Here is a 21,098-nt window from a genome sequence, read left to right on the forward strand (position 1 = left end):
GGTTGTGAACAAGCCGGGGGCGAACGGTCGTCGTCGTGTGCGCGTCCGGAAGTCGACCTTGTGTGCTATCGGCGGCATCGGAATAGTGGGCGCCCCATCCTCCGTGTTCCGGGCACCCCACTTGCCCGCACACGGCCCCACAGGAGGTCGAAGTTGAAGCACCGACGCATATCCAGGAAGCGCGCGACGATGGCCGGATCGGCCGTTCTCGCCCTGGTCGCGGCAGGAGTGACGTTCCAGACTGCGAACGCCAGCGACGACGTACCCCAGTTCACCGCGAAGACCCTCAACGCCCACTCGGCCGGAAGTCTCGCCGCCACCCTCGACAAGGCCCTGGGCGGTGACGCGGCGGGCGCGTACTACGACGCCGAGACCAAGAACCTCGTCGTCAACGTCATCGACGAGGCGGCGGCCGAGCACGTCCGTCAGGCCGGCGGCAAGGCCAGACTCGTCCAGAACACGCTTGCCGAGCTGACGAACGCCCGCCGGACCCTCTCGGCCAAGGCGGCCATCCCGGGCACCTCCTGGGCCGTCGACCCGGTCAGCAACAAGGTGGTCGTCACCGCCGACCGCACGGTGGACGGCGCGGCCTGGGACAAGCTCAGCACGGTCGTCAAGGGGCTCGGCGCCAAGGCGGAGCTCACCAAGTCGGCCGGGGAGTTCAAGCCGCTCATCGCCGGAGGCGACGCGATCTGGGGCAACGGCGGGCGCTGCTCCCTGGGCTTCAACGTGGTCAAGGGCGGCGAACCGTACTTCCTGACGGCCGGGCACTGCACCGAGTCGATCACCAGCTGGTCGGACTCGCAGGGCGGCGGGGAGATCGGCGCCAACGAGGGGTCCAGCTTCCCGGACAACGACTACGGCCTCGTCAAGTACACGTCGGACACGGCGCACCCGAGCGAGGTGGACCTCTACAACGGCTCCACCCAGGCGATCACCAAGGCGGGCGACGCGACCGTCGGCATGACGGTGACCCGCAGCGGCTCCACGACCCAGGTCCACGACGGTGAGGTCACCGCCCTGGACGCCACGGTCAACTACGGCAACGGCGACATCGTCAACGGCCTCATCCAGACGACGGTCTGCGCCGAGCCGGGTGACAGCGGCGGCTCGCTGTTCGCAGGCGACACCGCGATCGGCCTCACCTCGGGCGGCAGCGGCGACTGCTCCGCCGGCGGCGAGACGTTCTTCCAGCCGGTGCCCGAGGCGCTGGCGGCGTTCGGCGCCGAGATCGGCTGATATCGGTCCGGACATCCCGACGGCCCGTCCGCCTCGAACGAGACGGACGGGCCGTCGGGTCGGGCGTCGACGCGGCGCCACCCGCTTCGGTGAGTGCCGGGGACTGCTGCCCGGAGGCGGCGTCGCCCGGTGGTGATCCAGGGCCGGGCGGCACGGGCCCTGGCCGATGTCCTCCAGCCGGGCATGACTGTCGGCGCGATGGTCCACGGACGAACCGGCTCCCGCACACTGGACGATCCCGCCTGTGACGACCTGTTCGCCACCGTGGCCGGCCTGCACCAGCCCGTCTCCGATCGAGTTCAGCTCACCGCCCGTGAGAGATCGCCCCGGGCACCGTTCAGCGATGACTCGTACGAACCAGGGGTCTGGAACCCCTGGTTCACACGGTGAGCTGCGGTGGGTACGTCGGGCAGGGGCCGGCGGCCGTCAGGCGGCCCGGGGCAGTCCCGCGGGGGCTGCCCCGGCCGGTGCGACTCCGAAGATGTCCACGGCGTGGTAGTAGGTCCACGCCGTGCTGTTGCACGCGGTCAGCGTCGCGCCGGTGTAGGCGGCGCACACTCTCTTGAGGTCCGAGTAGAACGCGGAGTCGATGCGCGACTTGTTGGCGGAGAAGCTGCCCGCGGCCTTGTAGTTCCGGTAGCCGAAGTCGTGGCGGGCGCAGGCCGTCTGGAAGGGGAAGCCGAACGGGTTGTCGGGGGAGGTGCTGCAGTAGTCCGTCGACCAGTCGAAGCCGTACGCCGACCAGGCGCCCTGGTTGTTGCGGGCGGAGTTCCAGGCGTTGTAGCTGGAGGCGCTCGTCTGGGTCCAGGAGCTGAGGACCTGCGGTTTGTCCGACGGGGCGGCCGAGGCGGATGCGGCGGGGATCAGGGCGAGCGGGAGCGACAGGGCGACGGCGGTGAGGGGGGCGGCGAAGCGGCGACGCATGTACAACCTCCGTGGGATGAAAGGGGGTCGAGGCAGCCGTGCTCCTCGTGGGTCTCACGAGGCCGCTCCAGAATGACGCCATGAACCTGCCGTGCATAGCCTGCGTAGGAGGAACATCCTGTTGCCTTCGGATGACCGGCCCGTGATCGCGGGGCCTACCCGATGACCACCGTCCGCGCCCACTCCGGTGGTGACCTCGGGACGTAGTCGGGATCGTCCTCGTCCCACGACGAGCGACGTACCCGGGGGAACAGGCCCACCACCGTCCGGCACGCCGGTTTCACGGACGGCCAGCGTGTCTGGCCGTCCGTCAGGACCACGACGACGTCCGGACCGGGACGGGACCGGAGCGCCCGCGCGAAACCCGCGCGCAGGTCCGTACCCCCGCCGCCCACCAGCGGAATGCCCTCGGCGCGGCACAGCGGGTGCACGACCCCGGCGGCGGCGTCGCACGAGAGGACGCTCACCAGATCGCGACGCCCGCCCACCGCGCGGGAGATCGCCGCGACCTCCAGGAGCGCGCTGCCCAGTTCGGCGTCACTGACCGAGCCGGACGTGTCGATGACCACGGTGACCCGTGGTGGCCTGCGCCGGAGACTGGGAAGGACGGCGCCCGGCACCCCGGCCGAGCGCCGCGACGGGCGGCCGTACGTGTAGTCCTCGCCCCCACCGGCCGCGGAGGCGGCCGAACGGACCGCCGAGCCCAGCAGATCCCGCCACGCCTGGGGCGGATGGAACGCCTCCTCGGCCCATCGCTGCCAGCCCCTCGACGCGTTCCCCGGGCGGCCCGTGATGCCCTGGGCCACCCGGAAGCGGACCGCGTCCTGCTCCTGTGCGCTCAGGGCGTGCGCGCCGTCCGGGCCCAGGTCCCACTCCCGCTCCAGCCCGTCCGCTCCGCTGCCACAGTCCAGCCAGGTGAATTCCCGCGTACGGGGACCGAGCCTGAACTGGCGCAGGTAGTCCTCCATGAGCTCTCCCGGGGCGAGGTGCAGGGACTCCGGCATGACGGCGCCCTCCGGCTGGACCAGCCCTTCGCCGAACACGTCGTCGTTGATCTCGCAGTCCGCGGCGATGTTCATCCGCAGCCGCTCTCCCGGACCGGCCAGTCCGCGTTGCCGCGCGACCCGGTCACTGCGGCCGTGGTGGTCACGCAGCAGATGCGACACCTCGTGCACCCAGATGCCGGCGAGTTCCTCCACCGGGGTCCGCGCCACGAAGCCCGGGGAGACGTAGCACCGCCAGTGCCGGTCCACCGCCATCGTGGGGACCTGCCGGGACTCGACCGTGTGCAGGGCGAACAGGGCCGTCGCCAGGTAGGGGCGGGCCCGGACCGCCTGCAGACGGGCGGCGAACAGCTTGTCGAGGTCCAGAGCCCCCGGGGCGTCCGCGCTCATCGGCCGGCCTTCACCGCCGCGACCCGGGCCGCCGCCTCGTCGGCCCGCCGGGACAGGGACACCACTCCGGCCAGCCGTTCTATCGAGGCGGGCACGTCCCAGTCCTCCTGGCGCAGGGAGGCGAGTACGGTCGCGGGCACGACGACCAGATCGGGAGCACCGGTCTCCAGCGCCCGGACCAGCAGCGCCCATGCCGCGTCCCAGCGTGACTTGTCCGGCCTGGCACGGATCGCCGCGACCACCCCGTCGAGCACGGCCTGACGCAGATCTCCCCGGTCGGGCAGGACCGCCGCCGCCGGATCGGCGAGCAGCACCTCCGGGTCCGGCAGGTCCATCCGGTCCAGGCTCGCCAGCAGCTCCAGCCCCGGCCCGTCTCCCACGGAGCCCCTGACGAGCAACGAGAGCACGTCCCGCGAGGAGCCGGCCGCCGTCGCGAAGGCGATCAGGTGCAGGGCCATCTCCCAGCTCCTCGGTGACGGCCACGCACCGCCCCGGCGAGCTTCGTTGGACGGCAGGCGGTGCACGAGCTCGGGGCGGGCGGAGAGGAGACCGCACACCGCGCGGCGGGCGAAGTCCACCGCTTCGGGCAGCCTCTCCGGGGCGAGCCGTGGCAGTGTCGCCCGAGGCCAGATGCCGCCGAGGCCGCGTACCACGACCTCTTGGTCGTGGACCCACTGGAGGTGGACGAAACGGTTGGCCAGCGGCGGACTCAGCTCCCAGCCGTCGGCCGCAGACGACCGGGGGTTCGCGGCTGCCACGATCCTCACTCCGGGCGGCAGCTGGAGCGCACCGATACGCCGCTCCAGTACGAGGCGGAGCAGCGCGGCCTGTACAGCCGGCGGCGCGGTGGAGAGTTCGTCCAGGAAGAGCAGCCCCCGGCCGGCCCGTACCAGGCGGACCGCCCAGTCCGGTGGAGCCATCGGGACGCCCTGTTCCGCCGGATCGTCCCCGATGACGGGCAGCCCCGAGAAGTCGGACGGCTCGTGCACGCTGGCGATCACGGTCGTCAGCGGCAGGTCGAGGGACCCGGCCAGCTGCGTCAGGGCCGCCGTCTTGCCGATCCCCGGCTCGCCCCACAGGAGCACCGGCAGGTCGGCCGCGACGGACAGTGTCAGGGCCTCCAACTGCATGTCGGGGCGCGGTTCGGTGGTGGTGTCGCGGAGCAGCGCCGTGAGCGCACCCGCGACTTCGAGCTGGTCCGCGGCGAGGTCGGGCCGTGGGGCGTGGGGCCCGCCGGAGAGGTCCGCGGTCGTGAGGAACGGGGTGCACGTGGGCATGTCTGATCACCTGTGGGTTCGTGAGGAGGTGGAGGAGGCAGAGGAGAGCGGGGAGCCGGGGCGCGGCTCCGGATCCCGGTGCGCAGGGAGCGAGGGTCAGCGGACGGTGCTGCGGCGCTTCCGCGAGGGGCGGGAGCGGGTGTGCCGGTGGTCGGGGCGGTAGCTGCCGGGCCCATGTCCGGTCATGTCCGCGCGGAACAGGCCGTAGGTGATCCGTCGCAGCGCCGCCGCCTCCAACTCGTCGCGCAGGGAGCCGTCGCGCAGCAGCGCCCCGGGTCCGAGCATGCCCTCGACGACGGCAAGAGCGCCTGCGGTGTCGCCGTGGTCCAGACGCTCCCGGACGCCGGTGAGACAGTCAGGACGCCGGTGTGCCGCATCGATGGCCCGGAGGCAGGGGAGCGGGGTACCGGTCAGCGCGACCAGCAGTTCCTCCCGGCGGATCTCGTCCGCGTCGTGGTCCAGCGGGACCAGCACCCCGTCGACGAGGCCGATCCTGTGCCGGGCTCCCCGGCAGTCCACGAGGTGCGGCTGCCCGGACCCGACGGGATCGTCCGACGGGACGGCTCGCGGATGATCCGGCGCCAGGGCGGAGGCGACCAGCGGGTGCAGCCGGCCGGCCTCCAGCGCACCCGTGCGGATGAGTTCGAGGTCGGGCAGGATCCAGGTCGCCGCGTCGGGCAGGAGCGGCAGCCCGGAGATGTCACGGCTCGCGGATGCCGTCGTGATCCGCAGGGCGGAAGGCCCCGCATCGTGGTCCCCGGCCTGCTCCAGGAGCAGGCGGTGCCGCGCCCCGAGCCGTACGGCCACGGTGCCGGAGGCCCGTCCTTCCGCGTGCAGCAGGATCCGGGCCTCCGCCGCCCAGCGGCCCACGGCCCAAGTGCCCTGCTGGGCAGCGGTGTCCGGGGAATCCTGTTCCGCCGAGGGCGGGTCCGCCGCGGGCGGCAGGTCGGCCCCGGAGCGCGTACGCAGCTCGGCGGTCCTGCGGACGTCCCACAGGTGCCGGTGCAGGTCGAGGCGGAACCGCCGGTCGGGGTGGGGATGCGGATGACGGCGGGCCGAGGCATCCGCCCGCCGGGAACCGTCCCACAGGGCGAGGCTGATCCGCTGGCCCGCGTCCGCCCAGGCCGGAGGAGTCCGGGCCACGAGGTGCACTGTGCGTACGCCGTCCCGTCCCGCCTCGTCGTAGCGGGCCAGGGCGACCGTCAGGCCCGGGCGCAGCAGTCCGTCGGGAGCGATCCTCGGCATGTGCCAGCGCAGCAGGTCGGGAGCCAGGTGGCGCAGGTCGTCCCGGAGGAGGGACGCCAGTTCACGGCCGTGGGTCCGCGCCACGGACCGTGGGGCGACATCGACATCGACGCCCGCCGCGGCGCAGGCTCCTGCCCAGTCCCCGGCACGACGCCGGGCGGTCGCGGTCTCGATCATGGAGGCCGGTACGGCGAATTCGCGTACGCGCGGCCAGAAGGACGGGAGGGTGTCCCTGTTCGCGATCCGAGTGAGCATCAGCACTCACCTTGCGCGGACGGGTCCCCCATTCTGTTCACGGAGTATGTGGTCATCGCGGAGGAGCGTAGCGCTCCGCGATGACCACGGCCAGAGGTTTCTCCGCGTCGCTCCGGCCGGGACGCGAGCCTCGTGGAGGAGACGCCGGGCCTCAGGCGAGGCTCGAGCCGTTCCCGGGGGAGGCCGCCGGTCCTCCGGGGACCGCCGCCTGCCGTGTTCCGTCGCCGTCGCGCCGGCGCATCGACAGCAGCAGGGTGAGCACCGTGCCGGCGACCGCCCAGGCCGAGAGCACCAGCAGGGGGCCGGTGACCGCGTTGCCCTTGAAGTACGCGATCGAGCGGGCCGTCCAGGTCCCCGCCCCGGGCGGCAGGGCGGGGCCGATCGACCGCCAGAAGTCCGGCAGCATCGGCAGCGGGAAGGCGCCGCCCGCGCTCGGGTTGCCCGCGATCACGATGATCAGGACGGCCAGGCCGATGCCGACGATGCCGGTGAGGGCCTCCAGGGCGAGTGTGATCATGCCGACCGAGAAGACGACCAGGGCCCCCAGCCCGGCCAGGGCCCACACACTGCCCGGGAGCGCGCCGAGGATCGGGCCGATGATGACCGCGCCGCCGATCCCGCCCGCGATCGCGTACAGCGCCATGACCGCGGTGCGGATCACCGCGCGCTGCCGGTTGGCGGGCTTGGTGCCCGCGCTGATCGCGAGGATGGAGGCGCAGAGGTAACCGCCGACGCACCAGCCCACGACCAGGTAGAACGACGAGAGCCCGTCGAAGTCGTCGGGGGAGGCCGGGGCCACGTCCACGGTCCTCACCATGCGCTGCCGGGGTCCTTCCGCCTGCCTGATGATCGTGTCCAGCGAGCTCGCCAGGACGGTGCCGCCGCCGGAGGCGACGAGCACGGTGTCGGCCGACCCGGTGGGGCTGACGATCAGGGCGCCGTCGATGTCGCGGTTCTGGATCTGCCGGCGCGCCTCGGTGGCGTCGGACACCGCCCGAGGGTCCAGCGGGTCGCCCGGCAGGCCGTCCAGCTGGGTGACGAGCTGCCCGGACACCTGCTGGGGGGCGACGACCCCGAAGGGGACGTCCGTCGGGTCGGGCCGGTGCAGCGCGCCGACGTAGGAGGCGATGAACAGCAGCTGCAGTCCCAGTACGCCGATGACCAGCAGCGCGGCCCGTGCGGTGACGGCGCTCTTCACCTCGTCAGCGAAATTCATGCCCCCACGGTCCGGCCAGTCCGGCGTCCGCGCAGGCGGGGCCGGGCCGAATGGCGGATGAGTGGCCGCCGAGTGGCCGCGCCCTCGGTTATCGTACGAACGTTCGAAACTTGGTCTATGGTGGAGAGCGAGGGGGTGGCGAGTACAGATCGGTCCAGGAGGTGCGGATGCCCGGGTTCACGCATCTGCATACCGTTTCCGGGTTCTCCCTGCGGTACGGGGCGTCGCATCCGGAGCGGCTGGCCGAGCGCGCCGCCGAGCGGGGGATGGGCGCCCTCGCGCTGACCGACCGCGACAGTCTCGCGGGCGCGGTCCGCTTCGCCAGGGCCTGCGAGAAGGCCGGGATACGCCCGCTCTTCGGGGCCGAGCTCGCGGTGGCACGGCAGGCGGAGGGGGAGGGGCGCGCCCACCGGACGCGTACACCGGCCCGGGGAGGTTCCTTCGTCGACGAATCCGCACCCCGGGTCACCTTCCTCGCCCGGGACGGCGCACTCGGCTGGGCCGGACTGTGCCGGCTGGTCACCGCCGCCCATGCCCCGGAGGCGGGCACCCCGGACACCGGGCAGCCACTGCTCGCCCGGTCCGCGCTGCCCGCCGAAGGGCTCACCGTGCTGCTCGGCCCCGCCTCCGAGGTCGGAGCGGCGCTGGCCGCCGGCCGCCCCGACCGTGCCGCCGCGCTGCTCGCCCCCTGGCGGGAGATCTACGGAGACGCCCTGCGTCTCGAAGCCGTCCACCACGGCCGCGAGGGCACCGGGCCCGGCTCGCTGCGGCTCGCCGCGCGCACCGTCGGGTTCGCCGCCGAGCAGGGGGTGCGGGCGGTGCTGACCAACGCCGTCCGGTACGCCGACCCCGGGCAGGGCCCGGTCGCCGACGTGCTCGACTCCGCCCGCAGGCTCGTCCCCGTCGACCCGCGGCGTGCCCCCCTCGACAGCGGGGAGCGCTGGCTCAAGGACGCCCGTGCGATGCGGGAGACCGCCGGGCGGATCGTCACCGCCGCCGGGCTGGGACGGGACGCGGGGGAGCGGCTGCTCGCGGAGACCCGGGAGACCGCCGAAGCCTGCCGCGTCGGTCCGGCGGACGACCTGGGGCTGGGCGGCGTGCACTTCCCGGAGCCGCACCTCGTCGGTGCGGGGCTGCGCACCGCCCAGCGGGTACTGGCCTCCCGCGCCGCCGCCGGCATGGTGCGGCGCGGCTACGACCGCAGGCGCGACCACTGGGAGCGGATGCACCACGAACTGGACATCATCGCCCACCACGGCTTCGCCTCCTACTTCCTGACGGTGGCTCAGGTAGTCGACGACGTGAAGGGGATGGGGATACGGGTCGCCGCGCGCGGCTCCGGCGCGGGCTCCCTGGTCAACCACCTGCTCGGGATCGCCGACGCCGACCCGCTCGAACACGGGCTGCTCATGGAGCGCTTCCTGTCCAAGCGGCGCTTCGTGCTGCCCGACATCGACATCGACGTGGAATCGGCCCGGCGGCTCGACGTCTACCGTGCGATCATCGACCGCTTCGGCGTCCAGCGGGTCGCGACCGTCTCCATGCCCGAGACCTACCGGGTGCGCCACGCCATCCGCGACGTGGGTGCCGCGCTCTCCATGGACCCGGCCGAGACCGACCGGCTCGCCAAGGCCTTCCCGCACATCCGGGCCAGGGACGCCCGCGCCGCGATGGAGGAACTGCCCGAACTGCGCGCGGTTGCCGGGCAGAAGGAGAGGTACGGCCGGCTCTGGGAACTGGTGGAGGCGCTGGACGCGCTGCCGCGCGGTATCGCCATGCACCCGTGCGGGGTGCTCCTCTCCGACGACTCGCTGCTGCGGCGCACGCCCGTCATGCCCACCAGCGGTGAGGGCTTCCCGATGGCGCAGTTCGACAAGGACGACGTGGAGCACCTCGGGCTGCTCAAGCTCGACGTGCTCGGCGTACGGATGCAGTCGGCGATGGCGCACGCGGTGACCGAGGTCAGGCGGGCCTCGGGGCGGGAGGTCGACCTGGACGCCGTGCCGCAGGGCGACCCGGAGACGTACCGGCTGATCAGGAGCGCCGAGACGCTGGGCTGCTTCCAGATCGAGTCGCCCGGCCAGCGCGATCTGGTCGGCCGGCTCCAGCCCGCCACCTTCCACGACCTGGTGGTGGACATCTCACTGTTCCGGCCGGGCCCGGTCGCCGCCGACATGGTGCGGCCGTTCATCGAGGCCAGGCACGGGCGCGCGCCCGTGCGCTACCCGCATCCCGACCTGGAGGGCGCGCTCCGCGACACCTACGGCGTGGTCGTCTTCCACGAACAGATCATCGAGATGGTGGACATCATGACCGGCTGCGGCCGGGGCGAGGCCGACCGGGTGCGGCGCGGGCTCTCCGACCCCGGGTCGCAGGACCGGATCAGGGTCTGGTTCGCGGGGCGGGCGGCGGAGCGGAAGTACGCCGCCGAGGTGATCGCCCGTGCCTGGGAGATCATCGAGGCGTTCGGCAGCTACGGCTTCTGCAAGGCGCACGCGGTCGCCTTCGCCGTGCCGACGTACCAGTCGGCCTGGCTCAAGGCGCACCATCCGGCGGCCTTCTACGCGGGGCTGCTCACGCACGATCCGGGGATGTACCCGAAGCGCCTGCTGCTCGCGGACGCGCGACGGCGCGGGGTCCCCGTGCTGCCGCTGGACGTGAACCGGTCGGCAGCCGCCCATCGGATCGAACTGGTGTCTGGCGACAATGACGAAAAATGGGGATTGCGGCTGGCGCTCTCGGACGTCCATGGCATCAGCGAGGCCGAGGTCGCCCGGATCGAGGCCGGGCAGCCCTACGCGTCGCTGCTGGACTTCTGGCAGCGGGCCAGGCCCGGGAAGCCCGCCGCCGAACGCCTCGCGCAGGTCGGCGCGCTGGACGCCTTCGGCACCAACCGGCGGGATCTGCTGCTGCACCTGTCCGAGCTCCACCGTGCCCAGCGGAGCTCCGGCTCCGGCTCGGCGGGAGCCCAGCTCCCGCTCGGCGGCGGACACAGGACCGGCAGCATCGGGCTGCCCGACCTCAACGACGCCGAACGTCTCAGCGCCGAACTCGGTGTGCTGAGCATGGATGTCTCGCGCCATCTGATGGGCGATCACCACGCCTTCCTCGAAGAGCTGGGCGCGGTCTCCGCCAAGCGGCTGCGGGAGGCCAGGCACGGGGAGACCGTGCTGGTCGCGGGCGCCAAGGCGGCCACCCAGACCCCGCCGGTCCGCTCCGGTCGCCGGGTCATCTTCACCACCCTGGACGACGGTACGGGCCTGGTCGACCTGGCCTTCTTCGACGACAGCCACGCCGCCTGCGCGCACACCGTCTTCCACTCCTGGCTGCTGCTGGTGCGCGGGGTGGTCCAGCGGCGGGGCCCCCGCAGCATGAGCGTGGTCGGGTCGGCGGCCTGGAATCTGGCGGAGCTGGCCGAACTGCGCCGCACCGGCGGCCTCGACGCGGTCGCCGCACGGCTCGCCGAGGTGCCCGGCGCAGAGGAGGGCGAGGAGAGCGCCGGGCCCGGCCGCCGCATCCAGATGTCCACCGGCTACGAGATGAACCCCTGGGCCGACCTCCAGCCGGCCGGTGAGGGAACGCCCACCGGGAGGAAGCTGTGGCACCGGAGCCCCGGGAGCGCGGGATGAGCGAGGAACCGGCCGTCCTGTACCTGCGGTTCCGCCGGATCGGCGGAGGACCGCCGGACAGCGCGGACTACGAAGGGCTGCTCGCCCTTCTCGGGGCGTTCACCCCGGTCGTCGAGGCGGCCCCGCCCCGTGCGGCGCTCGCCGACATCGGCGGGGCGCTCCGCTACTTCGGGCAGGACGCGGTGGGCCTGGCCTCGGTGATCCGGGTGCGCGCCCTCGCCCTGCACGGGGTGGACTGTGCGATCGGGGCGGCCGTCAACCCCATGCTGGCCCGGATGGCCGCGCGTCTGGCGACGGCCGGAACGACCCTCGTGGTGCCGCCCGGTGAGGCCGCCGGCTTCCTCGCGCCCCTGCCCGTCGCCGCCCTGGACGGTGTCGGGGCGGCGACCGCGCGCACCCTGTGCGGATACGGACTCGACTCCATCGGCCGGACCGCCGCGGCGCCGCTCGCCACCCTCCAGCGGATCACCGGGGTGCGGGCCGGGCGCGAACTGTGGGAGCGGGCCAACGGCATCGACCGTACGCGGGTCGTACCCAACGCCGCGGCCCGGTCCGTCGCCGCCGAACGCACCTTCCCCCGCGACGAACTGGACCCGGAGCAGCACCGGCGCGCACTCCTCTCGCTCACCGAGGAGCTGGGCGGCAGGCTGCGGGGCGACGGGCAGGTGTGCCGCTCGCTCGCGGTCTCGGTGCGCTACGCCGACCGGAGCGGATACTCGACGCTCACCCGCAGCCGTACGCTCCAGGAACCCACCGCGCACTCGGCGGCGCTCACCTCGCTCGCGTACCGCATCCAGGACTCCTTCGCCCTGCAGCGGGCGCGGGTACGGGGTATCGGGCTGCGGGCGGAAGGGCTGCACGACACCGAACGGGCCTCCCGTCAGCTCAGTTTCGACCCGGTGGACGAACGCGCGCGGCGGATCGAGGCGGTGTCCGACCGGCTGCGCGCCAGGTTCGGCCCGCAGGCCGTGAAGCCGGGGCGGCTCGCGGCCTGATCCCGTGCCGGCCGGCGTCCGGGGTTTTTTTACCGACGCGTAACTTCCCCCGCCACCTTACTCATGCGTAATTTGGCATGAGCACGTAGAACTCGCAGTTCACTGTGGTCCGGGCCGCAGGGCGCACCGACATCGCACCTCCCTTGAGCCGCAAGGAGACCACCCGATGCTGCCCTGGACCCGCCCCCAGCGCTCCCCACGCGTACGCCGCACCCTCACCGCCCTGATCCTCGCCCTCACCGCGTTCGTCGCCGCCCCCACGGCGACCGCCGGCGCGGCCACCAAGGGTGCCGCCGCACCCTCCCGCGGCTGGAACGACTACTCCTGCAAGCCCTCCGCCGCCCACCCCCGCCCCGTCGTCCTCGTCCACGGAACCTTCGGGAACTCGGTCGACAACTGGCTCGTCCTGGCGCCGTACCTGGTCAACCGGGGCTACTGCGTCTTCTCGCTCGACTACGGGCAGCTCCCCGGCGTGCCGTTCTTCAACGGACTCGGCCCGATCGACGAGTCGGCCGGTCAGCTGGACGTGTTCGTCGACAAGGTCCTCGGTGCCACCGGCGCCGCCAAGGCCGACCTCGTCGGCCACTCCCAGGGCGGCATGATGCCCAACTACTACCTGAAGTTCCTCGGCGGCGCCGCCAAGGTGAACGCCCTCGTCGGGATAGCCCCCGACAACCACGGCACCACGCTCCTCGGCCTCACGCGGCTGCTGCCGTACTTCCCCGGCATCGAGGACCTCCTCACCATGAACACCCCCGGCCTCGCCGACCAGGTAGCCGGTTCCGCCTTCCTCACCAAGCTCAACGCGGGCGGCGACACCGTGCCCGGAGTCCGCTACACCGTCATCGCGACCAGGTACGACGAGGTCGTGACGCCGTACCGCACGCAGTACCTGAGCGGTCCGAACGTGCGCAACGTCCTGCTCCAGGACCTGTGCCCGGTCGACCTCTCCGAGCACGTCGCGATCGGCACCATCGACCGGATCGCCTTCCACGAGGTCGAGAACGCCCTCGACCCCGCGTACGCCACACCGACGACCTGCGCCTCGGTCATCGGCTGAGACGCGCTGCCGGACCCCGCACCGGGGTCCGGCAGCCGTTCGACGCGCGGTCAGCGCCGGTGGGCGCCGCCGGCGGCCCGCCGGCGTACGGAGACGAAGAGGGCGCTCGCCCCGAGTGCCAGCGCGGCAGCCCCGCCGACCGTGAGGTACGAGGTGGCGGCGCCGCCGCCCGTCTCGGCGAGGACGTCACCCCCGGAGGGAGCCGCCGCACTGTTGGGCCCCGGAGCGTTCGCAGCGGCTTCGGAGTCGCCCCCGGTTCCGGTGGTTCCGGCTGCCGGAGCGGCCTTCGTGACCTCCGCGCCGGTCGCCGCGTCGTCGTCACCATGGCCGTTGTGCTCGACCGACGACTTGTCCGCTCCCTCGTCGATGTCCGTCTCGGACGGGGCGGACGCGGCCGGCGCCGGGGCGGCCTCGACCGCGTCGCCCGAGCCGCCGCTCCCGCCCCCGAAGACCACGTCGGAACAGGCGTAGAAGGCCTCGGGCGAGTCCGAGCGCTGCCAGACCGTGTAGACCAACTGCCGTCCGGACGCCTGCGGGACGGTGCCCTCGAAGACGTACGACCCGTCCACCAGCGCCGGGTCCGTCGCCTCGGCGAACGGCTTCTCCCGCAGGTCCGACCACTTCAGGGGCTGCGTCGGGTCGTAGCCCGCCTTGGTCAGGTACAGCTCGAACGAGCCCTTGTGCGGCGCGGTGGCCCGGAAGCGGAAGGTGTGCGTGCCCGCCTCCATTTGCGTGGACGGCCAGTCCGTGCGCGGCAGGTCGAGCCCCTTGAACTTGTCGTTGCCCGCGCTGCAGAGCTCGCCGTCCGGAATCAGCCCCCGGTGATTGCCCGCCGCGTTGGCGATGTTCACACCGTTCCAGTCGTACAGCGCCTGGGTGCCACCCGCCGCCACCGCCGCCTGGCACGCCGCCGATCGCGGGTTCTCCGGTCCCTCCGCGAAACAGGCCGAGACCCGGCTGACCGGATCGGTCAGCGAACCGTGGGCGGCGGCCGGAGCGGCGACGAGCACGGTCAGCGCGAGCGGAACGACGCCGAGCGCGACGACGGTCCCGGCGGCCTTGCGGCGGGCGGTGGTGATGGCGGCCATGGGGTGTTCTCCTTCGGCGGGCACGGCTGGGTGATCAGCAAACTAGCCGCCGCCGGGGGCGGATCCGGGTGTGGAAAGCCGCAGGTGGAGATCGTTATGGCGGGCTTAAGGGATGGTTAGGGGAGGGCTCAGGTACAGGGGCCGAGGCCGAGTCGTGGCGCTCGGTTCCGCGGTGGCCGCGCCCGGACCGGAGGCTGCATCCGGTCGCCGGCACCGGCCGGCACCGTACCCGCGATCCCGGCACGGTGCCGACGCGGTGACGGCAGATCAGACCTGTACCCCCGGTGTGCCGTCCTCCACCACGACGCTCGCGCGCGTGCTGATCGGCGCGTCCGGCTTCGTCACGAAGGGCAGGACCCGGAAGTCGCTCGTCCAGCGGTCGGGCTCGACCGTCACGCGGACGTAGCCGCGCTGGTTGTTGAAGAACTTCATGTGCGGATTCGCCGCGAGGAACGTCTCGCCCTGGGGTGTCATGTCGGCGCCGTCGCCGCCACTGGTGATCGACGTCCCCACGAACTCCGAACCCACGGTCCGCGACTCCGGATCGGAGTAGTCGCGCTTCAGGTCCCACGCGTAGTTCTGGTGCCGGTCGCCCGTGATGACGACGAGGTTGCGCACGCCCCGGTTGTCCGCGTGTGCCAGGAGACGGTTGCGTTCGGCGACGTAACCGTCCCACGGGTCGGTCCAGACCGTCGTGCCGGGGCCCGGGTCCTGGTCGGTCTGGCCCATCGGCGCCTGGTTGCCGAGGATCTGCCAGCGAGCGGGCGAGCGGCTGAAGCCGGCCAGGACCCAGGCCCGCTGGCGGGGGCCCAGCAGGGTGCGGTGCCTGTCGAAGCGCTCCGCGCAGTCGGCCGAGGAGCCGTCGCCGCACGCCTGGTCGTCCCGGTACTGCCGGGTGTCCAGCATCGTGAAGTCTGCGAGCCGGCCGTAGGGGAGCCGCCGGTACATCTGTACGTCGGGACCCTTCGGCAACTGCGCCCGGCGCAGCGGCGCGTGCTCGTACAGCGCCTGGAACGCGGCGGCGCGGCGCAGCAGGAACGTCGCGGGGTCCTCGTCGTTCTCCGAGGTCTCGTCCGCCCAGTTGTTCTCCACCTCGTGGTCGTCGAACGTCATGATCCACGGGAAGGCGGCGTGCGCCTCGCGCAGCGGGGCCTCGGACTTGTAGAGGCCGTACTGGAGGCGGTAACGGGCGAGGTCGAGGGTCTCCGTGTGGAACTTCGGGTCGGTGACCACGCCACGCTTGTTCGTGCGGACCCCGTGCTCGTAGAGGTAGTCGCCGAGGTGCACCACCAGGTCGAGGTCCTCCTGCGCCATGTGGTGGTACGCCGTGAAGTAGCCGTCCTGCCAGGCCTGGCAGGAAGCGAAGGCGAACTTCAGCTCGCGCGGTGAGGCGGAGGGGGCGGGGGTGGTGCGCGTGCGCCCCACGGGGGAGACCGAGGAGCCGGCCCTGAAGCGGAACCAGTAGGTGCGGTCGGGGGCGAGCCCGTGCACCTCGGGGTGGACGGAGTGGGCCAGTTCGGGGCTCGCGACGACGCTGCCGCGGCGTACGACCCGGCGGAAGAGCTCGTCGAGCGCCACCTCGTACTGGACGCGGACCCGCGTGGCGGGCATGCCGCCGAGACCGTCCTGGGCGAAGGGGTCGGGAGCCAGACGCGTCCACAGCACGAAGCCGTCCGACGTGGGGTCGCCCGAGGCGACCCCCAGGGTGAACGGGTCCCCCTTCAGCGGGGGCGCGGCGAACGCGGACTGTGCCTCCCACGCCCCCGTCCCGAGCATCAGCGCGGCGGCTGCCGCGCCGCCGTATCCGAACATCTGCCTGCGGGACACGGATGGTGCGACCACGGGTCCTCCTCGGTCGATCTGCGCCAACCTGGGACACACTGCCGGGAGTTGATGTCGTGCTCGCACGCGGCGGATGGCCGGTGGCCGAGCGATACGTGAACACCGCAGCTATAACCGCCGGGTGCCCGGCCCGGCCGGCCCCGCGTCTCCCCCGCGGCGCACCCCCCGTCGGCCGCACTGATCCTGGTGCGCCCCCTGGTGAGGAAGGTGCCGGACGGAAATCGGGTGCGGCGGACTGTCGGTGGCGGCTGACAGGATGGTCCCCATGACCACGATCGACTGGGACGCCGCCGCCGACTCCTTCGACGAGGAACCCGACCACGGGCTTCTGGACCCGGTGGTCCGCAGTGCCTGGGCACAGCGGATGGAGACCTGGCTGCCCACCATGCGCTCCGAGGTCCTCGACCTCGGATGCGGCACGGGCAGTCTTGCCCTCCTCGTCGCGGGGCAGGGCCACCGGGTGACCGCCGTCGACCGGTCGACACGCATGGTGGAGCAGGCGCGGGCGAAGCTGGCCGGCACCGGCAGCGAGGTCCTGGTCGGGGACGCGGGACTCCCCCCGGTCGGCAACCGGCGCTTCGACGTGATCCTCGCCCGCCACGTGGTCTGGCTGATGCCGGATCCCGACGCGGCCCTGCGGCACTGGGTCTCGCTGCTGCGGCCGGGCGGGCGGCTGGTGCTGATCGAAGGGGTGTGGGGCGGAGTGGGCCTCTCCGCCGGCCGGCTCGCCGCGCTGCTCGGCCGTCACACCGAGAACGTCCACCACGAGCCCCTCGCCGGCGACGCCCGGCTCTGGGGCAAGGAGGTCGACGACGAGCGGTACGCCCTGGTGGCCCGCCTCGAACCGCCCCGCCGGCACCGCGAGGTCGTCGACGTCCACCTGATCCTGCGCAGGGGCCCGGACGTCCTGCTCGCGCGGCGGGCCGGCACGGGATACGCCGACGGCCTGCTGCACGCCCCCTCCGGCCACGCCGAGGACGGCGAGGACGTCCGGGAGGCGGTGATCCGGGAGACGGCGGAGGAGATCGGTGTCGTCCTGGACCTGGACGAACTCCGGACGGCGCTGGTCATGCAGCACAAGGGTCCGGGCGGGAATCCGCGGATGGGCTGGTTCTTCGAGGCGCAGTACGACCCCGCGCGCCCGCCCCGCAACGCCGAGCCGGAGAAGTGCTCCGAACTCGCCTGGTTCCCGCTGGACGCGCTGCCGGACGACATGGTCGCGTACTGCCGCGCGGGACTCGACGGTTACCGCGCCGGGGAACGCTTCCTCATCCACTGGCACGAGGACGGTGACCCGGTGGCGTACGCACCGGAGGGGGCCCGGCGTGCCGTCCCGCTGCCCGCGACGGCTGCCCCCACCGGCGGGATCCATCACATCGAGCTGTGGGTGCCCGACCTGGCGGAGGCCGAGTCGGACTGGGGATGGCTGCTGGGGGAGCTGGGCCACGTCCCGTACCAGCGCTGGTCACGGGGCCGCAGCTGGCGGCGCGGCGACAGTTACGTGGTGGTCGAACAGTCACCCGACCTGGCCGGTGACACGCACGAGAGGCTGCGCCCCGGCCTCAACCACCTGGCGTTCCATGTCCGGGACCGTGAGACGCTCGACGCGCTGGTCCGCCGCGCCCCCGAGCACGGCTGGCGACCGCTCCCCCCGGGCGGCCCCGCGGGCACCGGAGGCGGCGGGCACCGTGCGGCGTACCTGGAGAACGCGGCGGGGTACGAGGTGGAGCTGGTGGCGCCCTGACCTGTGCGCGGAAGGCCGTGAGGCGCCGTCTCCACCGGTGGGCGCCCGCCCCGGACCCGTGGACAGCCCTCAGCCGAGGAGACCCGCCAGACCCCCGGTGCGGGCCAGGTGTTCCAGCTCGTCCAGAGCCCGGACGGCCGCGCCGGCCGCCCCCGGGTCCCGGCCGGCGAGACCGCTCTCCTCGAACTCGTCCTCGTCCAGCCGGAGCACGGTGGATCCGTCCGCGGACACCCACAGGTCGAGGTCCAGGTCCTCGACCACGAGCTCGGCGCCCCGCAGCACGGCGGGCCTGGTGACGTCGCAGTACCAGCCCTTGAGTTCCCCGCCGCCGGTGCGCACCTCCTTGACCGCGTACCACCTGTCGCGCCAGTAGTGCTCGGTGAAGACGTCCCCCGGCTCGAAGCGTACGAAGCCGAAGTCCCGGACCCCCGGGGCCGCCCACGGTGCCCGGACCGTGATCCGGGTCCCGTCGTCCCGGATCCGCCGCGCCGGATACCGGATCTTGGTGCGGCCCGCCTTGACCAGAGCCACCGTCAGGGCCGCCGCGGGGTCAGCCGATGCTGCGGACATGACGCACCTCCGTCGCGCAGACCTCGTAGCCGAACCACCGGTTGACCGCCAGCATCGGACCGTTGCCGGCGTCGTTGCCCGTGTACGCGTCCGTGTAGCCGGCGGCCCGCGACCGGTGCAGCGAGTCGTTCTTGGCGAGCTTCGCGAGCCCCCGGCCGCGGAAGGCACGCCGGGTGCCCGTCATGGCCGACCAGTAGCGGGTCAGCCCGTCGGTCTGCGCCGCGCTGAACGCCGCGACTTCTCCGTCGACCGTCACGACCGTGGTGAGCACGTGGTCGAAGCCGGGCCGCCGCCAGGTCGTGGCGAGCCAGTCCTCGTAGTCGGTGAACTCCGAGGTGACGTCGCTCGGTTCGTCCGCGGTGGTCTCCGCGTCCGCCTCGAACAGCGGGCGCGGATCATCCTCGAAGTCGGCGCCGCTCAGCAACTCGACCCCGGCGGGCAGCTCCGGGAGCGGCGGCAGCGAGCCGCCTGCCAGGTCGAGGCGCAGGAAGTGAGCCGACCGGCGCGCCTCGTACCCGCGCTTCTCGGCGAAGGCGCGGTTGGCCGGCTCGTCGAGCACCCAGGAGTAGACATCGGTCGCGCCCGCAGCGGTGAGATGTTCCTCGGCGGTTCTCAGCAGCAGCGACCCCGCGCCCCGCCCCAGCCGGTCCGGACGGACGTACGGATTGCAGAAACCCTGGCCCGGAGTCGGGCTCTCGTGGGCGATGCCGACCTGGGCGGTGCCGATCAGCTCGCCGTCCTCCTCGGCGACCAGCAGCCGGAGACGCCGGTCCGGACGGGACGCCGCCAGGTCGCTCAGGACCCCCTCGGACGTGGTCACCATGTACGGCAACGCGGCACGGCGCACCCGTACCCAGGCCTCGGCGTCGGCAGGAACGAAATCGCGCACGGATACCGTCATGCCCGGACCGTACGCGGTACACCGGGCCGGCCGCCTCCGAATTTGCGGTCGCGGGGCCGGTGCACGGACCCGGGGTGGGAGAGAATCGCCGCGTGACCCTGAAGATCGCCGTTGATCCGGACTCCGCCACCGCCCCGTACGAGCAGCTGCGCGCCCAGTTGTCCGAACAGGCCCGCTCCGGCACCCTGCCCGTGGGCTACCGGCTCCCGACCGTGCGGGGCCTCGCCGGGGAGCTGGGCCTTGCCGCCAACACCGTCGCCAAGGCGTACCGGGCGCTGGAGTCCGACGGGGTGATCGAGACCCGTGGGCGCAACGGGACGTTCGTCGCCCCGGCGGGCGACGCGGCGGCCCGTCACGCGGCGACAGCTGCGCAGGAGTACGCGGAGCAGGCGCGCCGCCTCGGCCTGTCGGAGGCCGACGCGCTCACCCGGGCCGCGGACGCGGTGCGGGCGGCCTACGCACGCTGAGAGCCTGTCGGGTGACCTCTGATCGGGCGGTCACGCCCCGGCACGCACGCTTCCCGCGTCCGGGACGCACACCGGCGAACCCGGTGCGGCGCCGACACGTCGGAGAGGGCCGGCCTCCTCGGCCGCGGCCCCCGCTCAGAGGTACAGCCCGGCGTCCGCCCCGGCGTCCTGCTTCGGCACGGACGCCGGGCCGCTGCCCCGGCGCAGCGCGTAGAGCTCGGCGAGCGTGGCGCCCTCCCTCCCGAGTCCCTCCTCCGTGCCCAGCCACGACACCGACTCCCGGCGGGTCAGCGGGCTCACCTCGATGCGGGCCAGGCACCGGCCCGGCCGCACGACGGCGGGGTGCAGCCGTTCCAGGTCCTCGTTCGTCGTCACGCCCACGAGCACGTTGCGGCCCTGCCCCAGCAGACCGTCCGTCAGGTTCAGCAACCGGGACAGCGCCTGGCCGGCGGTGTGCTTCGCCTCGCCGCGGATCAGCTCGTCGCAGTCCTCCAGGAGCAGCAGACGCCACCGGCCCTTCGCCGAGCCGTCGTCCTCACCGATCGCGATGTCCATCAGGTATCCGACGTCGTTGAACAGCCTCTCCGGATCCAGCACGCAGTCGACCTGGCACCACTCCCGCCAGGAACGCGCGAGCGTGCGCAGCGCGGAGGTCTTGCCGGTGCCCGGCGGGCCGTGCAGCAGCAGGAGGCGGCCGGAGATGTCGTCGGGGGTGACCTTCATCAGCCGGTCCATGGCAGCGGCGACCGGCGCCGTGTAGTTGGGCCGCACCTCGTCCCAGGTGCCCGCGGCGATCTGCCGGGTGGTGCGGTGCGGGCCGCGGCGCGGGGAGACGTACCAGAAGCCCATCGTCACGTTCTCCGGCTGCGGCTCCGGCTCGTCCTGCGCGCCGTCGGTCGCCTCGGACAGGATCTTCTCGGCGAGCTCGGGCGTCGCGGCGGTCACCGTGACGTCGGCGCCACGGTTCCACCGCGAGACGAGGACGGTCCATCCGTCGCCTTCGGCGAGCGTCGCACTGCGGTCGTCGTCCCGGGCCGACCGCAGCACCTTGGCCGTCGGGGGCAGCAGGGTCGCCCCCGACTTCACGCGGTCGAGGGATGAGCTGTGCGAGTAGGGCTGCTCGCCCGTCGCGAAGCGGCCCAGGAACAGCGCGTCCACGACGTCGGACGGCGAATCGCTGTCGTCCACGTTGAGCCGGATCGGCAGAGCGGACTCGGGGTTGGCAGACATGGCGCCCATGATCCGGCACCGG

Annotated in this window: 17 protein-coding genes; 7 read left to right on the forward strand and 10 right to left on the reverse strand. The window is 73.0% G+C overall.

The window, feature by feature from the left end; all coding sequences use genetic code 11:
- Window positions 1–153: 153 nt before the first annotated feature.
- Window positions 154–1,239, forward strand: coding sequence for a S1 family peptidase (locus OG206_RS25895; protein ID WP_442805899.1), 1,086 nt, complete (start codon window positions 154–156; stop codon window positions 1,237–1,239).
- 129 nt (window positions 1,240–1,368) lie between these two features.
- On the forward strand, window positions 1,369–1,629 hold the full coding sequence (locus OG206_RS25900; RefSeq protein ID WP_327120130.1) for a hypothetical protein: 261 nt from the start codon (window positions 1,369–1,371) through the stop codon (window positions 1,627–1,629).
- 36 nt (window positions 1,630–1,665) lie between these two features.
- Here OG206_RS25900 and OG206_RS25905 read toward each other — a convergent pair whose 3' ends face one another.
- From OG206_RS25905 to OG206_RS25925, 5 genes are all read right to left on the reverse strand, one after another.
- Window positions 1,666–2,163: a phospholipase gene (locus OG206_RS25905; protein ID WP_327120132.1), complete on the reverse strand. Its 498-nt coding sequence runs from the start codon at window positions 2,161–2,163 to the stop codon at window positions 1,666–1,668.
- 155 nt (window positions 2,164–2,318) lie between these two features.
- A complete protein-coding gene (locus tag OG206_RS25910; RefSeq protein ID WP_327120133.1) occupies window positions 2,319–3,557 on the reverse strand; it encodes a vWA domain-containing protein in 1,239 nt (412 codons plus the stop codon).
- Window positions 3,554–4,834 carry an AAA family ATPase gene (locus tag OG206_RS25915; RefSeq protein ID WP_327120135.1) on the reverse strand — a complete coding sequence of 427 codons (1,281 nt, stop codon included), beginning with the start codon at window positions 4,832–4,834 and terminating at the stop codon, window positions 3,554–3,556. The genes OG206_RS25910 and OG206_RS25915 overlap by 4 nt, the downstream gene beginning before the upstream one ends.
- Window positions 4,835–4,930: 96 nt before the next feature.
- Window positions 4,931–6,334 (reverse strand): hypothetical protein, encoded by a 1,404-nt coding sequence (locus tag OG206_RS25920; protein WP_327120137.1) that lies wholly within the window; start codon window positions 6,332–6,334, stop codon window positions 4,931–4,933.
- Window positions 6,335–6,485: 151 nt separating this feature from the next.
- The gene (locus tag OG206_RS25925; RefSeq protein WP_327120139.1) at window positions 6,486–7,550 is read right to left on the reverse strand and encodes a DUF3533 domain-containing protein; all 1,065 of its coding nucleotides are present in this window, start codon (window positions 7,548–7,550) and stop codon (window positions 6,486–6,488) included.
- A gap of 167 nt (window positions 7,551–7,717) precedes the next feature.
- On the opposite strand from OG206_RS25925, the gene OG206_RS25930 reads away from it, so the two are divergent.
- The 3 genes from OG206_RS25930 (at window position 7,718) to OG206_RS25940 (ending at window position 13,234) form a co-directional block, all read left to right on the forward strand.
- Window positions 7,718–11,179, forward strand: a complete 3,462-nt coding sequence (locus tag OG206_RS25930; protein WP_327120141.1) for a DNA polymerase III subunit alpha — start codon at window positions 7,718–7,720, stop codon at window positions 11,177–11,179.
- Window positions 11,176–12,174 (forward strand): DNA polymerase Y family protein, encoded by a 999-nt coding sequence (locus OG206_RS25935; RefSeq protein ID WP_327120143.1) that lies wholly within the window; start codon window positions 11,176–11,178, stop codon window positions 12,172–12,174. The genes OG206_RS25930 and OG206_RS25935 overlap by 4 nt, the downstream gene beginning before the upstream one ends.
- A gap of 166 nt (window positions 12,175–12,340) precedes the next feature.
- Window positions 12,341–13,234, forward strand: a complete 894-nt coding sequence (locus tag OG206_RS25940) for an esterase/lipase family protein (RefSeq protein ID WP_327120145.1) — start codon at window positions 12,341–12,343, stop codon at window positions 13,232–13,234.
- 50 nt (window positions 13,235–13,284) lie between these two features.
- Here OG206_RS25940 and OG206_RS25945 read toward each other — a convergent pair whose 3' ends face one another.
- Together OG206_RS25945 and OG206_RS25950 are read right to left on the reverse strand one after the other, a co-directional pair.
- Window positions 13,285–14,322: a lytic polysaccharide monooxygenase auxiliary activity family 9 protein gene (locus tag OG206_RS25945; RefSeq protein WP_327120147.1), complete on the reverse strand. Its 1,038-nt coding sequence runs from the start codon at window positions 14,320–14,322 to the stop codon at window positions 13,285–13,287.
- 267 nt (window positions 14,323–14,589) lie between these two features.
- Window positions 14,590–16,164 carry an alkaline phosphatase D family protein gene (locus OG206_RS25950; RefSeq protein WP_327120149.1) on the reverse strand — a complete coding sequence of 525 codons (1,575 nt, stop codon included), beginning with the start codon at window positions 16,162–16,164 and terminating at the stop codon, window positions 14,590–14,592.
- A gap of 265 nt (window positions 16,165–16,429) precedes the next feature.
- Between OG206_RS25950 and OG206_RS25955 the strand changes: the two genes are divergently transcribed.
- The gene (locus OG206_RS25955; protein WP_327120151.1) at window positions 16,430–17,908 is read left to right on the forward strand and encodes a trifunctional class I SAM-dependent methyltransferase/NUDIX hydrolase/VOC family protein; all 1,479 of its coding nucleotides are present in this window, start codon (window positions 16,430–16,432) and stop codon (window positions 17,906–17,908) included.
- A 69-nt stretch (window positions 17,909–17,977) separates the two neighbouring features.
- On the opposite strand, the gene OG206_RS25960 is transcribed toward OG206_RS25955, so the two are convergent.
- Together OG206_RS25960 and OG206_RS25965 are read right to left on the reverse strand one after the other, a co-directional pair.
- On the reverse strand, window positions 17,978–18,478 hold the full coding sequence (locus tag OG206_RS25960) for a DUF402 domain-containing protein (protein ID WP_327120153.1): 501 nt from the start codon (window positions 18,476–18,478) through the stop codon (window positions 17,978–17,980).
- Window positions 18,459–19,379 (reverse strand): GNAT family N-acetyltransferase, encoded by a 921-nt coding sequence (locus OG206_RS25965; RefSeq protein WP_327120155.1) that lies wholly within the window; start codon window positions 19,377–19,379, stop codon window positions 18,459–18,461. The genes OG206_RS25960 and OG206_RS25965 overlap by 20 nt, the downstream gene beginning before the upstream one ends.
- A gap of 92 nt (window positions 19,380–19,471) precedes the next feature.
- Between OG206_RS25965 and OG206_RS25970 the strand changes: the two genes are divergently transcribed.
- Window positions 19,472–19,846 (forward strand): GntR family transcriptional regulator, encoded by a 375-nt coding sequence (locus OG206_RS25970; protein WP_327120157.1) that lies wholly within the window; start codon window positions 19,472–19,474, stop codon window positions 19,844–19,846.
- Window positions 19,847–19,981: 135 nt separating this feature from the next.
- Here OG206_RS25970 and OG206_RS25975 read toward each other — a convergent pair whose 3' ends face one another.
- Window positions 19,982–21,076, reverse strand: coding sequence for a DUF5925 domain-containing protein (locus tag OG206_RS25975; RefSeq protein ID WP_442805900.1), 1,095 nt, complete (start codon window positions 21,074–21,076; stop codon window positions 19,982–19,984).
- Window positions 21,077–21,098: the final 22 nt, after the last annotated feature.

This window comes from Streptomyces sp. NBC_01341 (assembly GCF_035946055.1).
Taxonomy (GTDB): domain Bacteria; phylum Actinomycetota; class Actinomycetes; order Streptomycetales; family Streptomycetaceae; genus Streptomyces.